Annotated in this window: 14 protein-coding genes; 11 read left to right on the top strand and 3 right to left on the bottom strand. The window is 43.5% G+C overall.

Going from position 1 to position 14,214, the window contains the following annotated elements:
- Nucleotides 1–130 precede the first annotated feature (130 nt).
- Nucleotides 131–1,543 (bottom strand): glycoside hydrolase family 1 protein, encoded by a 1,413-nt coding sequence (locus tag ACN6MV_RS26835; RefSeq protein WP_419885238.1) that lies wholly within the window; start codon nt 1,541–1,543, stop codon nt 131–133.
- A gap of 113 nt (nt 1,544–1,656) precedes the next feature.
- Here ACN6MV_RS26835 and ACN6MV_RS26840 point away from each other — a divergent pair, with 113 nt between their 5' ends.
- The 10 genes from ACN6MV_RS26840 (at nt 1,657) to ACN6MV_RS26885 (ending at nt 11,930) form a co-directional block, all read left to right on the top strand.
- A complete protein-coding gene (locus ACN6MV_RS26840) occupies nt 1,657–2,625 on the top strand; it encodes a LacI family DNA-binding transcriptional regulator (RefSeq protein WP_419885239.1) in 969 nt (322 codons plus the stop codon).
- A 330-nt stretch (nt 2,626–2,955) separates the two neighbouring features.
- Nucleotides 2,956–3,453, top strand: a complete 498-nt coding sequence (locus tag ACN6MV_RS26845) for a DedA family protein (protein WP_339288080.1) — start codon at nt 2,956–2,958, stop codon at nt 3,451–3,453.
- Between the two features lie 36 nt (nt 3,454–3,489).
- Nucleotides 3,490–4,065: a class I SAM-dependent methyltransferase gene (locus ACN6MV_RS26850; protein WP_419885240.1), complete on the top strand. Its 576-nt coding sequence runs from the start codon at nt 3,490–3,492 to the stop codon at nt 4,063–4,065.
- Between the two features lie 19 nt (nt 4,066–4,084).
- The gene (locus ACN6MV_RS26855; RefSeq protein WP_042130977.1) at nt 4,085–4,765 is read left to right on the top strand and encodes a response regulator transcription factor; all 681 of its coding nucleotides are present in this window, start codon (nt 4,085–4,087) and stop codon (nt 4,763–4,765) included.
- Nucleotides 4,758–5,852 (top strand): sensor histidine kinase, encoded by a 1,095-nt coding sequence (locus ACN6MV_RS26860; RefSeq protein WP_042130978.1) that lies wholly within the window; start codon nt 4,758–4,760, stop codon nt 5,850–5,852. Before ACN6MV_RS26855 ends, ACN6MV_RS26860 begins: the two co-directional genes overlap by 8 nt.
- Nucleotides 5,853–6,014: 162 nt before the next feature.
- Nucleotides 6,015–6,686: a response regulator transcription factor gene (locus ACN6MV_RS26865; RefSeq protein ID WP_076120943.1), complete on the top strand. Its 672-nt coding sequence runs from the start codon at nt 6,015–6,017 to the stop codon at nt 6,684–6,686.
- The gene (locus tag ACN6MV_RS26870; protein WP_042130980.1) at nt 6,683–7,762 is read left to right on the top strand and encodes a sensor histidine kinase; all 1,080 of its coding nucleotides are present in this window, start codon (nt 6,683–6,685) and stop codon (nt 7,760–7,762) included. Before ACN6MV_RS26865 ends, ACN6MV_RS26870 begins: the two co-directional genes overlap by 4 nt.
- The gene (locus ACN6MV_RS26875; RefSeq protein WP_419885241.1) at nt 7,759–8,244 is read left to right on the top strand and encodes a GNAT family N-acetyltransferase; all 486 of its coding nucleotides are present in this window, start codon (nt 7,759–7,761) and stop codon (nt 8,242–8,244) included. The genes ACN6MV_RS26870 and ACN6MV_RS26875 overlap by 4 nt, the downstream gene beginning before the upstream one ends.
- A gap of 168 nt (nt 8,245–8,412) precedes the next feature.
- Nucleotides 8,413–10,170, top strand: coding sequence for an ABC transporter ATP-binding protein (locus ACN6MV_RS26880; protein WP_042130981.1), 1,758 nt, complete (start codon nt 8,413–8,415; stop codon nt 10,168–10,170).
- On the top strand, nt 10,170–11,930 hold the full coding sequence (locus ACN6MV_RS26885) for an ABC transporter ATP-binding protein (protein ID WP_042130982.1): 1,761 nt from the start codon (nt 10,170–10,172) through the stop codon (nt 11,928–11,930). The genes ACN6MV_RS26880 and ACN6MV_RS26885 overlap by 1 nt, the downstream gene beginning before the upstream one ends.
- A 72-nt stretch (nt 11,931–12,002) precedes the next feature.
- Here ACN6MV_RS26885 and ACN6MV_RS26890 read toward each other — a convergent pair whose 3' ends face one another.
- Together ACN6MV_RS26890 and ACN6MV_RS26895 are read right to left on the bottom strand one after the other, a co-directional pair.
- Nucleotides 12,003–12,791 carry a TrmH family RNA methyltransferase gene (locus tag ACN6MV_RS26890; protein ID WP_419885242.1) on the bottom strand — a complete coding sequence of 263 codons (789 nt, stop codon included), beginning with the start codon at nt 12,789–12,791 and terminating at the stop codon, nt 12,003–12,005.
- Nucleotides 12,792–13,124: 333 nt separating this feature from the next.
- Nucleotides 13,125–13,808, bottom strand: a complete 684-nt coding sequence (locus ACN6MV_RS26895; RefSeq protein ID WP_331281342.1) for a potassium channel family protein — start codon at nt 13,806–13,808, stop codon at nt 13,125–13,127.
- Between the two features lie 163 nt (nt 13,809–13,971).
- On the opposite strand from ACN6MV_RS26895, the gene ACN6MV_RS26900 reads away from it, so the two are divergent.
- On the top strand, nt 13,972–14,208 hold the full coding sequence (locus tag ACN6MV_RS26900) for a small acid-soluble spore protein SspI (protein WP_042130985.1): 237 nt from the start codon (nt 13,972–13,974) through the stop codon (nt 14,206–14,208).
- Nucleotides 14,209–14,214: the final 6 nt, after the last annotated feature.

A 14,214-nucleotide genomic window follows, 5' to 3' on the forward strand; every position in this document is an offset into this window, starting at 1 on the left:
GCACGAGAGAGAAATCTCCCGTAAACATAAATGAAACTTAGGTTTTGCCTGCTATGCAGTAGCAATCCTGATATCCGATTAATTGTTATTTACAAATTAACATGTTCAATTCATGATGTCAACCGACATCCTAGAACAGGTTCTGTCCATTTGATTCAATCACTTCTTTGTACCAGTGGAAGGACTTCTTCCGGTATCGTTCAAGAGTACCTGAACCATCATCATGACGGTCCACATAAATGAAGCCATAACGTTTCTTTAGTTCGGCGCTCGTTGCGCTAACCAAGTCGATGCAGCCCCAGCTTGTATAGCCCATGACTTCCACTCCGTCGGCAATAGCCTCCGCGACCTGAACCAGATGATCTCGTAAATAATTGATCCGATAGTCGTCGTTTATTACCTTTTCGCCGTTCCCATCTACTACCAGCTGATCGACAGCGCCAAGACCATTTTCCACGATAAACAGCGGTTTCTGATATCGGTCGTAGAACATATTCATAACATAACGCAAGCCTTGTGGGTCGATCTGCCAGCCCCATTCGCTCGCTTCCAGATACGGATTAGGCACCCCACCCAGCAGGTTCCCTTCTCCTCTGATCTGTTTCTCTGGATCAGCCGTTTCACAAGTGCTCATATAGTAACTGAACGATATGAAATCCACAGTATGCTTCAGAATCTCTTCGTCCTCTGGTTCAAAATGAATGTGAATCCCATTTTCTTTGAAGAACCGCTTCATATAGCCAGGGTAATACCCTCTAGCATGCACATCCGCAAAGAACATATTTTTGTGATCACTTTGCATTGCCTTGATCAAATCGTCCGGATGCGGAGTGAGCGGATAAATCGGCATGCTAAGCACCATACACCCTATTTGGAAGTCTGGATTAATCTCATGTCCGATCTTCACAGCCAGAGCACTTGCTACGAACTCATGATGAATAGCTTGATACAGATCCTGCTTACTCAATTTCTCTAACGGCGTATTGATCCCGCCACTCATAAATGGGAACTCAAGAATGGAGTTAATCTCGTTAAAGGTCAGCCAATATTTAACCTTATTTTTGTAACGATTATATATCGTTCTCACATAGCGCTCGTAAAAATCTACCATCTTACGGTTAACCCATCCATCATATTCTCGTGCCAGATGCAGTGGAGTTTCATAATGGGAAATAGTCACCAGCGGCTCGATGCCGTATTTATGACACTCATCGAACAGGTCGTCGTAGAACTGCAGACCCTTTTCATTGGGCTCCAGCTCGTCCCCTTTCGGAAAAATTCGGGACCAGGCAATAGACGTCCGGAACACTTTAAAGCCCATTTCCGCGAACAGCTTAATATCTTCTTTATATCGGTGATAGAAGTCGATACCTATCAATTTCATATTATCGTCGGTAGGAACCTCTGTAGGAGCAGACTTAATTCCCTTCGGCATAACATCTTGGGTAGACCACCCTTTACCATCTTGCTGATATGCCCCTTCAAGCTGGTTCGCCGCTACAGCACCGCCCCATAAGAATCCTTGTGGAAATTGCAAACTCATATTTTTTCCCGCCTTTGCTATTGTGATAGTATAGGATTACTGCTCTAATTCGAATCCTAAACCTTGGAACGCGTTACATGTCAAGTACTAATCATGGGAAGGAGAACAAACCGATGTCCACTCTAGATGAAATTGCTAAACTGTCGGGCTTTTCCAAAGCCACGGTGTCCCGCGTCCTGAACCAATCGCCACATGTTAGCAAGGATACCCGTGAGAAAATTCTCGCCATTATGAAGGAAACGGATTATGTTCCTAACCGAAATGCCATTTCTTTATCCAAAGGTCAGACGCAGCAAATCGGCATGATCACCATGGACTTAAATGAGCTTATTCTGAGCTTTATGAACAGCTTCGTCGAAATCTCCGGTCGTTACGGATACCAGACGATTATTTATACTACCGGCGGGGATAAGCAAAAGGAGCTTCAGGCTTTTGAGGATCTCAAAATGAAACGAGTCGATGCCCTGCTCATCCTGACCTCCGTTAACGAACAGAATGTTATCTCTTCCTACTGCAAATACGGACCCATCGTATCCTGGCAGCGCATGGACCATCCTGATATACCGTCCGTTGCCATGAACCAATATGATGGATACGCACTCGCTTTGGAGCATTTGATAGCGCGGGGTTATAAGCGCATCGCTAATGCTTTCGGTCGTCCCAGCAGCATTAATACCCAAAGCAGACGCCTGGCCTATGAGCAAATCATGACCAAATATAATCTTCCCGTTGTCGAGAAATGGTATTACTCTACGATTTACAGCATCCACGATGGAGAGCAGTTACTGCGCACCCTTATGGATGAAACAGACCGGCCGGACGCGATTTTGTGCTCCAATGATTTGGTCGCGGCGGGCATTCTCAGCGAAGCACGCAGGCAGAAATTGGACGTGCCCGGGGATCTCGCCATCGTTGGTTTTGATCATTCAGAGCTGTCGCGAACCCTTGAAATCACCACCATTCTGAATCCGATTGCGGGACAGGCAGAGAACGCTTTTCTTCTGCTGGCTCCAGTGCTACTTGGGCGGGAGATGGAGCTGCAGCCACTGTCGTTTCAACTAATTCAGCGGGAGACAACCTAGTTTGCCCATTGTTATAGTATTACCCGGGTGTATGAAAATAAAAAAGTCCTGATTGATCAAAAGTTTCTTGATCATCAGGACTTTTTTGTATTAATACTAATATTTTGAATATCTACTCTCACCATCCATCTACTGAGAATTATTCACCTTGATAATCCAGACGAGACATTTTTATGATCTAGGAACACTTCGCTTTGCTTATCCCGGATAAACATCATCTTCATAGGATTCCCATACACCTCTTCAGGATTTCTTTAGAATTCTCACCACTAAATCCTCAGAATTTTTCGTTAAGATTTCTGTATTGAACTGAGCGAAAGAGGTGTCATATTGGCCAGTAATACGATCTTAGAGCTAATCAATCAGTATGGATATCTGATTTTTTATCTTGCTTTCACTCTAGGACCTTTTGGAATTCCAATCCCTAATGAAATTACAATCCTCACCGGAGCAACCCTGAGCCATATGGAGGTAATTAATTCATGGATGACTTACTTCTGCATTTTGTCAGGGCTATTAACAGCCTTTACACTTGCTTATTTTGCAGGTAAATTCTCCGGTCAAAAACTGAAGAACAGATTCCAGCAGAATAGACATTTTCAAAAAGCAGAGCAGATCTTGAAAAAATACGGAAATATGGCTATGTACATTGGCATGTTTATCCCAGTTGTACGATATATCATCCCTCTATTAATCGGACTAAGCGGTACAAGTTATAGACGATTTGCTCTTATTTCTTATACCAGTGCTTTAGGTTGGACCTTAATGTTTTTCTCGGCAGGTACGTACTTCGGGGATCACATTCTATCAAATTTATTCAATCCCTAATTTCAATTAAATCTTAAATTAATGGAGGGAAACTAAGTGAGCTTCAATGAAAACATTTTATTTTTACGAAGTTTTATTCAACATCCAAAACGGGTTGGTAGTGTTATACCAAGTTCACGGTTTCTCGCAGATTCCATGGTTAAACAAGCGAAATGGCCCGAGGTTAAGGCCGTTGCTGAACTTGGATCAGGGACAGGTGCAATCACTCGTGCAATTAGTACTAAGATAAATAAAACAACAAAAGTATTATTGTTTGAAATGGATGAGACCATGAGAAATAATCTAAAAACAGAATACCCTGACTTCTCCTGTTATTCAGATGCTTCTCATTTAGTAGAAAGAATGAAGGATTTAGATATTCATCAGCTAGACTGTATTTTTAGTGGGTTGCCCTTTTTTAATTTTGAACGTGAACTGAGAGATACCTTAGTGGAACAGATTTATCAAGCGCTCAAGCCAGGAGGATTATTTGTCGCATTTCAATATTCACTTCAGATGAAGAAGCAATTATCCGAATATTTTAGTATTGAAAAAATAGAATTCGTGCCTTTTAATCTTCCCCCTGCTATAGTCTATGTCTGTCGTAAAAAGGGAACTATTATAAATAAATGAAGAAGGGTCGTTGTAGTTAATGAATACAATCCTTATTGCGGATGATGATTCTGAAATTCGAGATGTGATTCATGTTTATTTACGAAATGAAGGCTACCATGTGCTTGAAGCAGCAGATGGTCAGGAGGCCCTGATAGCAATACAAACAACACCCATTCAATTGGTTATCCTGGATGTTATGATGCCGCGAATGGATGGTATTATAGCCTGTCTGAAAATAAGAGAAATATCGAATATTCCTATTATTATGTTGTCAGCCAAGCAGGAAGACATTGATAAAATCACAGGTTTAACTACTGGGGCAGATGATTACATGATCAAACCCTTTAATCCTCTGGAACTACTGGCTCGTGTGAAAGCCCAATTACGGCGTCAGTCCTTAATTGGGAAGGAAGAATTCAATTCACTACTTATAATCAAAGACCTGATAATAGATAAAAATAAACATTCTGTGAAGATTAAGGGAGCCGATGTTTCATTGACTCCACTTGAATTTGCGATTTTGACTTTGCTTGCAAGTCGGCCTGGGCAAGTTTTTAGTTCGGAGCAAATTTACGAGAATGTATGGAAAGAACCTTATGGATATTCTGACAATACCGTAATGGTCCATATTCGTAACTTAAGAGAAAAATTAGAAGAGAACCCAAGAGAACCTTTGTATATTAAGACTGTTTGGGGAGTTGGCTATAAAATTGACTAGAATTAAGCGAAAACCAGAAAAAAACAAACGAATTCAAACCAATATTTTAATCAGGATGGTGTTGAGTTTAATCATTACCATAGCAATTAATACCTCACTTAGCCTCCTATTCTTTCACTTTGCCAATGTAACAAAATGGGAATGGTTGTTCAATTTTCTGGCCTATCTTCTTACACCAATGTTTTTAGTTATTTTTGTGATTACATTTTTTTCCTTGACCCGACGAATCGTCAAAGATTTAATTGCATTGGAGCATGGACTTCAAATTATTTCCGAAGGTAATTTAAGTTACCGGGTAGCTGTTGAACGACAAGATGAACTAGGATCGGTGGCGTTAAACATCAATCGGATGGCAGAGCAACTAGAAAAACAGATCATCAAGGAACGTGAAATTGAAAAATCGAAGATGGAGATGATCACGGGGATTTCACATGACTTACGTACACCTCTTACAAGCATTATTGGATACATTGAGCTCTTACGAACAGGTTCGTTTCAAGATAAAGAAGAATACACACGTTTCATTCAAAACACCTACAACAAAGCGGTTCATTTGAAGAAGTTACTTGATGATTTATTCGAATATACCAGGCTTACTTCAGTTGAATCCAGGATAAAACTAGAAAAAATCGATTTATCTCAGCTTTTAAATCAGTTGTTATTTGAATTCGAACCGATTGCTCAAGAAAATAGTGTACATCTCGTGAAAGGATTCTCCGATTTACCAGTATTCACTTTAATTGACAGCGAAAAAGTGGCAAGAGCTATCGATAATCTTCTCATGAATGCATTAAAATATTCCTACAAGCCTGGAAGCATTTACATACGGATGACAACAAATTGTGAACACATTTCCATAGAAATTGAAAATAAAGGGACTCCTCTTACACGAGATCAAGAGAAAAGACTATTTGACCGATTTTATAAGGTTGACCATTCAAGAAATAGCGAAGGAATTCAAACAGGAGCTGGACTTGGCCTTTCCATTGCTAGAAATATTGCTGAGTTGCACGAGGGAACCTTAACACTTAAACATACTAATGATGTCTTCACATTTCAACTGAGATTGCCCCTTAAAGAAGATTAATACCACTAAGCATAAAAGTGCCCGATCGGATACTTACACCGAGGGAGTTTAGGAAGAACGCAATGGAATCTAAAGAACCGCTAAAGATTTTGTCTTTAGCACTTTTATCCTTTAGAATTATGGGGATAAGCGGTTAAATCCGGAACCTATTGGAGTGAAACCATGATTAATATCCTCGTTGTGGAAGACGATAAGCATGTCAGAAAACTAATGAACGCTGTCCTAAAACGGGAAGGTTATAAAGTGTTAACAGCTGAGAATGGCATCCAGGCACTGGAAGTTCTTGAAGTCCAGCATATCGATCTAATTATCCTCGATATCATGATGCCGGGGATGGATGGTTACGAATTTGCCGAAGAGCTAAGAAATGCGAACAACACAATTCCGATCCTCATGGCCACGGCCAAGCAGCTTCCAGAAGATAAGAAAAAAGGATTCCGCCTCGGAACGGACGATTACATGACCAAACCTGTGGATACAGAAGAAATGCTGTTGAGAATTCAAGCCCTTTTGCGCCGCTCACAGATTGTAAGCGCCCGTAAGCTTGTTGTCGGTAAAGTCATTCTTGATTTCGATGCGTTAACAGTAACTCGAGACAATGAAAAACAGACGCTTCCCCAAAAGGAATTCCATCTCCTCTATAAGCTTTTATCCTATCCGGAGCGCATTTTCACTCGCATCCAGCTGATGGACGAAATCTGGGGGATGGACAGCGAAACCACGGACACTACGGTTAATGTGCACATCAATCGCTTGCGAAAACGGTTTGAAAACTATCCGGAGTTCGAACTTGTGTCCGTCCGCGGTCTCGGATACAAGGCGGTGAGAACATGATCAAAAAGCTAAGTAGCAAAATCAGTCTGCCGATCTACTTCTCGATTGGTGTATTCATCATTTTCCTCATTACAATGCTGATCACCGGAATCCTGACCTATCTGTCCCTAGTCTTCGGTCTGCTCGATGAGCGGATTCTCCAGGACAAAAAAATTCTCACCTTGATTATATTGATTGCCTGCACCATTATCGGTACCGTCATATCGATCATTACCAGTCGTAGAATGCTGAAATCAATCCATACCTTTATTGATGCCATTGACAAGTTAGCCGGAGGGGACTTCTCCATGCGGCTACAGCTCAAACACCCTCCGGAATTCAAGATTCTCTCCGAGAATATTAACCGGATGGCTGAGGAGCTGGGTGGCATCGAAATTCTGCGTACAGACTTTGTAAACAATTTCTCCCATGAATTCCGTACTCCGATTGTATCGATTAAAGGGTTCGCTGAAATCCTGAAGGATGATGAGCTGAGCAAGGACGAACGGAATGAATATCTGGATATTGTTATCGAAGAATCTACCCGCCTGGCCGCTCTGGCCTCAAATGTCCTGAACCTCTCCAAAGTGGAAGCACAAGCGATATTAAGCGATCGACAACCCTTCAATGTTGGAGAACAAATTCGCCAATGCGTCCTGCTACAGCATACTAAACTTACGAAAAAGCATATTTCCTTCAAAGCCAACGTGCAGGATTATGAGGTACCCGGGAATAAAGAGATGTTGAGCCAGGTCTGGCTAAATTTATTAGACAATGCGATCAAATTCACGCCCGAGCACGGCGAAATCGAAGTTACCATGAGGCGGTTGAAGGATCAGGTCGAAATTACGTTCCGTGATAATGGAGTAGGCATTAGTCCAAATGCACTCCCCAAGGTCTTCGACAAGTTCTATCAACAGGATACCTCTCACTCTACTGCCGGTAATGGCTTGGGGCTTACGATTGTCCAAAAAATCATTGAGCTGCACGATGGAACCATCACCTGCGACAGTGTTCCAATGCAAGGAACCACTTTCACTGTACTGCTCCCCGATTTTAAAAAGGTAAGAAAAGAAATGGGGGCTACAAATAAATGAGTGTAAAATTCAAAAAACTTAGCAGCTTTAATCGGGGAATTCTCTTTGAATTATTGACAGATGCGTATTCATTTGATCGAAGATATGAACAAAGCTCTATTTCTGATTGGCAGGATTGTGACAACTTTTTCTTTGACCATTTACAAATTGCTGATAAATATGCTTTTATCACAACTGTAAATGATGAACCCATCGGATTTGTGGTGTGGGACCCTAGAAACATGCCTGAGTATGCAGAAATCGGGCATAATTGCATTGCTTCGAAACATAAAGGCAATGGTTATGGTAAAATCCAGCTTCAAGAGGCGGTTAATAGAATCAGCCAGAATGATGTAAAAAAAATTATTGTGACCACGAACAACGATCTAAACCCTGCTCAACGGATGTATGAAAGTGTTGGATTCACAATGTATCAAAAAAGGAGAAATGAGAACGGCGCAGATTTTATTGAAGAATTCATAGATTATGTGTATTTTTTATAAAATGTTAAGGTGTTCACGTATATCCTGCTCAAACATAAGAGGCTATCCCAAGCAGTCATTCTATGGCTTAAGGGATGGTCTCTTCTTTCATTTCATAGCAAAAGTTAATTTTCAGTTTATCATTCTCCGTTACGATCATAGCAACGATAATGCAAAGGAGTCATTCTTATGTTGAAATTACTCAAGAATCTGGAACCCAAAGAATGGTTCTTATTCGGCATCAGCCTCATGTTCATTATCGCTCAAGTTTGGCTGGATTTAGAACTGCCTGACTACATGAGTGATATTACCCGGCTGATCCAGACACCAGGAAGCGAAATGAATGAGATCATTGTGGCAGGAGGCTGGATGCTGATCTGTGCTCTTGGCAGTCTGGCGACCTCGGTGGTTGTAGCAGGCATTGCTGCGAGAATAGCGGCCGACTTGTCTGCAAGATTGCGTTCCAATTTGTTTGATAAGGTGCAGTCCTTCTCCATGGAGGAAATCAGCAACTTCTCAACAGCAAGTCTAATTACCCGTTCCACGAATGACATCACGCAAGTACAAATGCTGATTGTGATCGGCTTACAACTGCTTGTGAAAGCTCCAATCCTTGCAGTGTGGGCGTTACTCAAGATTTCCGGCAAAAGCTGGCAGTGGACCCTTTCTACAGGTGTCGCGGTCGCACTCCTCGTAATTATTGTCGCGATCTGTATCGTGCTTGTCCTGCCTAAATTTAAAAAGCTGCAGTTGCTTACAGATAATCTGAATCGTGTGTCCAGAGAGAATCTTAACGGTCTTCGTGTCATCCGGGCTTACAATGCCGAACAATATCAGGAAAAGAAGTTCGCTGTAGCCAACAACGAGCTTACCAGTACCAATCTATTTGCCAACAATGTTATGACCATGTTGATGCCAAGTATTACTTTGATTATGAGTGGGTTAAGCCTCTCCATCTATTGGATCGGTGCCGTGCTCATTCAAGCAGCCGAGGGGACAGCCAAGATGGGCTTGTTCTCAGATATGATCGTATTCTCATCTTATGCCATGCAAGTAGTTATGGCCTTTATGATGTTGATTATGATCTTTATCTTACTGCCCCGCGCTCAAGTGTCGGCTAAGCGTATCAATGAAGTACTAGAAACAGTACCTAGCTTGAAGAATGGATCAGTAACTCAATTCCCTGTGAAGCGAGAAGATGAAATTGAATTCAGGGGGGTTAGCTTCAAATATCCAGATGCAGAGGAATATGTGTTGGAGAACATCAGCTTCACGGCAAAACAGGGAGAAACGATTGCTTTTATCGGATCAACAGGCTGCGGAAAAAGTACACTTGTTAATCTCATTCCCCGTTTCTATGATGCTACAGAAGGTGAAGTGCTGGTAAATGGCATCAATGTTAAAGAATACGACCAGCAAGCGCTACGGAATAAAATGGGCTACGTCTCCCAGAAGGCTGTTTTGTTTGGAGGAACAGTGTCCTCCAATATTGCATTTGGTGAGAACGGCTCCGGTCAGGTCCTCAGTTCAGATATTGTAGATGCGGTGTACACTTCCCAATCCTCTGAATTTGTAGAAAAGCTAGAGGGGAACTATGATGCCCATATCGCCCAAGGCGGATCAAATCTCTCTGGCGGGCAGAAACAACGGCTGTCGATTGCCAGGGCGATTGCACGACGTCCAGAAATATTAATCTTTGACGATTCTTTCTCGGCGCTTGACTATAAGACCGACCGCAAATTACGCAGTGAGCTAAAAAAAGACGCGCATGACTCAACAATGCTGATCGTAGCTCAGCGTATCGGTACAATCAAAGACGCCGATAAAATCATTGTTCTGGAAGCCGGACAAATCGCCGGTATCGGAACACATGACCAATTAATGCAAACCTGCAGCGTATATCAGGAAATTGCCTACTCACAGCTGACCAAGGAGGAGCTTGCCTAATGAAGATTAAGAATAAGAGTCAGAATACATGGAGCAAGCTGCTCCGTTACTGCCGCAAGTATGTTCCAGTGATCGTAATTGCGCTAATCTGCGCGGCGGCTGGAACGGTACTCACGTTATTCGGTCCGGATAAGCTCTCCGAGATCACCGACATGATTACAGCCGGCCTCGTCAGCGGCATCGATATGGACGGCATTACTGCCATTGGCATTACCCTCGTCGTGATCTACGGCGTCGGTGCGTTGTTGTCACTCTCACAAGGGTTGATCATGTCGAATATTACCCAAAAAGTCTCCAAGAAATTAAGAACCGACCTGGCTCATAAAATGAACAGACTTCCGATCTCCTACTACAACAAGTCGGCAACCGGGGACATTCTCTCCCGGGTTACCAACGATGTGGATACCATCGGTCAGGCTCTCAATCAGAGCATCGGTACTGTAGTGACCGCTGTCGCCATGTTCATCGGTTCCATTATCATGATGCTCCGGACCAATGTGATCATGACCATCACCGCTGTCGTTGCAACTATCATCGGCTTCGGTCTTATGGCGATCATCATGAAGAAATCGCAAAAGTATTTTGCCAGTCAGCAGGAATATTTGGGTAAAATCAACGGTCATGTTGAAGAAGTGTACACAGGGCATAACGTTGTAAAAGCATATAACGGGGAAGCGCAGATGCGCACTACCTTCCAGGAATTGAATCAAGGGCTGAAGAACAGCGCCTTCAAAGCGCAATTCCTCTCTGGACTGATGCCACCGCTTATGGGCTTCATTGGTAATCTAGGCTTTGTCGCCGTCTGTGTCGTGGGTGCTGTATTAGCCATGAATGGTACGATTTCATTCGGGGTCATTGTCGCTTTCATCATGTATGTACGTTACTTTACCCAGCCGTTATCTCAGATCGCCCAAGCCGCACAGAATTTGCAATCGGCATCCGCCGCTGGAGGGCGTGTATTTGAATTCCTAGAGGCTGAAGAAATGGAAGACGAGAGCTTGAAAGAACGCACGCTGGCAACTGCTGAAGGCAAAGTACGTTTTGATCAAGTACAATTTGCATATGAGACTTCAGAGAAGCTGATTATCAAAAACTTCTCGGCAGACGTAAAGCCCGGGCAAAAAGTTGCCATAGTAGGACCTACCGGTGCAGGGAAGACCACTCTCGTTAATCTGCTCATCCGCTTCAACGAATTAACAGGCGGAGAAATTTACATTGATGATACGCCGATCAGCAGCCTTACGAGAGAGAACATTCATGATCTATTCTGTATGGTCCTGCAGGATACCTGGCTGTTTGAGGGTACCATCAAAGAGAACCTGATTTACAATCAGCAGAATATAACAGACGAGAAGCTTGAAGAAGCCTGCAAGGCTGTTGGCCTGCACCGCTTCATTCAAACCTTAAGTGATGGTTACAATACTATCCTTAATGATAAGGTCAATTTATCCGCCGGCCAAAAGCAGCAGCTGACCATCGCTCGCGCGATGCTAAAGGATGCGCCGATGCTCATTCTTGATGAAGCTACAAGCTCGGTGGATACCCGTACAGAGCTGCTGATTCAGCAGGCGATGGATAAGCTTATGGAAGGCAGAACCTCTTTCGTTATCGCACACCGACTCTCAACGATCAAGAATGCCGATGTGATTCTGGTCCTGAAGGACGGCGATATCTTGGAAAGCGGCAGCCACGCAGAATTGCTGGCTCAGAACGGATTCTATGCAGAGCTCTACAATAGCCAATTTGAGCAGGCTTCTTAAAAACGACAAAAAAACTGCAACTCAATCATGAGCTTGCAGTTTTTTATCGTCCGTTCCTTTTTTAGAAGCAGCTTATGCCTCCCGCTGCCGCATCCCCTCAAACAGCAAAATCGTCGCTGCCATCGCTGCATTTAGTGATTCAGCGCGGCCTACCATCGGGATGATGATACTCTTGTCCACGAGTCGCGCAGTTTCCGGCGAAATGCCTTTGCCCTCACTGCCAATCAACAGCCACTGACTGCCGTGAAAATCATGCTGATAGCACGATTCTTCTCCCTGCAGCGAAGTACTCACCAGCAATGCCCCGCGTTCCCGGGCCTGTGGCAAAATCTCACTTAAATCTCCCTCCACCACAGGAAGATGGAACATTGAGCCCATCGTGGAACGGATAGTCTTCGGATTATAGAGGTCGGCACAGCCTTGACCGAGGATCACTCCGTCTGCTCCCGCAGCATCCGCACTGCGGATGATGGTGCCGACATTGCCGGGGTCCTGTACACCGTCCAGGACAACCACCAGACTATTCTTCTTCGCTAGGATAGCCTCTACTGCCTGCTGTTCCTTCCGCACGATGGCGAACACTGGCTGCGGTGTATTAGTGCTGCTGCATTTCGAGATAATGGCCGCTGACACGCCAATCACATCCATACCCTGAACGGACTGAAGAAGCCCCTTGAGTTCAGCAGGCATTCCTTTGTCGAGGTCATAGGCCAAACATTCCACATCTGCTTCAGCCAGCAGCGCTTCCTGTACCAGATGAACGCCTTCTACGATATATTTACGAGCCTTGTCACGGTGCTTTTTCTCCTGCAGCCCGGCCCACTCTTTAACCCGCGTATTTTGCGGAGACATGATTTCCATAAAGTCTTCCTTTCTTATGCCTTGCCATTTATTCTTGTTCTTATATCTTTGTTCTTTATCTTTATCTTTATCTTTGTTTTTTATCTTTATCTTTGTTCTTCTTCTCTTCTACTCCCCTATAAACCTGATGATTACGTTATGGAGAGGAAATTTGGAACTGTAGGAGCGTAAGCGTTCGCCCGAAAGCTTTACGTAGTAAAGCTCACTTCGAAAGCATAAGCAGTCTCGGGATTTTATCCGCAGCAAGCGGTTCAAATCAAAAAAATCTGGAGACAACAGCGACCGGAACTCCGACTTTCCTCGGAATAACGCTTATCATCAGAATCGCCCCACCTACTGATACGCGATCTCAAGCTTCGTCAGATTATCCTTATGCCCAACGATTACAAGAATATCCCCGTCGATCAAGCGATCCTCTGCGCGAGGGGAGATGTTCATCTCTTCACCTTGGCGAATAGCCATTACGTTACAGCCATATTTTGCGCGGATATCGAGCTCTTGTAGATTTTTTCCGATCATCGATCCGGATACCTTCATGTCCAAAATACTATAATCAGGCGACAGCTCGATATAATCCAATATATTAGGCGAAGCCAAATGATGCGCAACCCGCATTCCCATATCCCGTTCAGGATAAATCACCTTGTCCGCACCAATTTTACCTAATACTTTGCCGTGCAGTTCACTTTTGGCTTTTGCAATAATTGCTGGCACTCCAAGATCCTTCAGGATTAAAGTTGTCAGAATGCTAGCTTGGATGTCCTCACCAATGGCTACAACGACTACATCAAAATTGCGAATACCAAGTGCGCGTAACGCTTCCTCATCCGTAGAATCTGCAGATACGGCGTGTGTTACTATATTTGAAATCTCCTGTGTTCGCTGCTCGTCCGCATCAATCGCAAGTACATCATACCCCATACCGCTGAGCGCTCTAGCAACACTGGATCCGAAACGCCCCATGCCAATAATAGCATATTGTTTTTTGGCCATGTCTATATGTACCTCCCGTAGCATTCTATATCTCAAATAGTATAGCATAAGCCAAGAAGAAACGTCATTGTGGTCCTTTATGGATGACAACCGTTTCTCGTAGCAAAAACTTGAATTTCCAGCACCCATACAGGGTACATTAAAACGAAGTGAATATCACTACATTCCAAAAAGGAGGTACTTTTTCATGCCAGTTACCATTGACTTACGTCAGGCGATTATTCATAAAGTGCATGGTCAATCTGAAGAGGATTTGCGGCATATGATTGAAGGCTCGGTAGACGGACCGGAAGCAGCACTCCCGGGACTTGGCGCCGTGTTTGAAATGATATGGAAAGACCTGGACACCGCTAAACAAGATAATTTGGTCTCTATGCTGCATGATCACTTGGAGACAATTACCCCTGGCAATATCACTTCATAACTAGAC

Origin of the sequence: Paenibacillus sp. B-A-8 (genome assembly GCF_048572915.1) — a bacterium.
Lineage (GTDB): Bacteria > Bacillota > Bacilli > Paenibacillales > Paenibacillaceae > Paenibacillus_AQ.

Coding starts and splice junctions, on each gene's coding strand:
- ACN6MV_RS26885 (WP_042130982.1), top strand. CDS start 10,170: ATGAAGATTAAGAATAAGAGTCAGAATACATGGAGCAAGCTGCTCCGT.
- ACN6MV_RS26835 (WP_419885238.1), bottom strand. CDS start 1,543: ATGAGTTTGCAATTTCCACAAGGATTCTTATGGGGCGGTGCTGTAGCG.
- ACN6MV_RS26840 (WP_419885239.1), top strand. CDS start 1,657: ATGTCCACTCTAGATGAAATTGCTAAACTGTCGGGCTTTTCCAAAGCC.
- ACN6MV_RS26895 (WP_331281342.1), bottom strand. CDS start 13,808: ATGCTACGGGAGGTACATATAGACATGGCCAAAAAACAATATGCTATT.
- ACN6MV_RS26855 (WP_042130977.1), top strand. CDS start 4,085: ATGAATACAATCCTTATTGCGGATGATGATTCTGAAATTCGAGATGTG.
- ACN6MV_RS26870 (WP_042130980.1), top strand. CDS start 6,683: ATGATCAAAAAGCTAAGTAGCAAAATCAGTCTGCCGATCTACTTCTCG.
- ACN6MV_RS26890 (WP_419885242.1), bottom strand. CDS start 12,791: ATGGAAATCATGTCTCCGCAAAATACGCGGGTTAAAGAGTGGGCCGGG.
- ACN6MV_RS26865 (WP_076120943.1), top strand. CDS start 6,015: ATGATTAATATCCTCGTTGTGGAAGACGATAAGCATGTCAGAAAACTA.
- ACN6MV_RS26875 (WP_419885241.1), top strand. CDS start 7,759: ATGAGTGTAAAATTCAAAAAACTTAGCAGCTTTAATCGGGGAATTCTC.
- ACN6MV_RS26880 (WP_042130981.1), top strand. CDS start 8,413: ATGTTGAAATTACTCAAGAATCTGGAACCCAAAGAATGGTTCTTATTC.
- ACN6MV_RS26900 (WP_042130985.1), top strand. CDS start 13,972: ATGCCAGTTACCATTGACTTACGTCAGGCGATTATTCATAAAGTGCAT.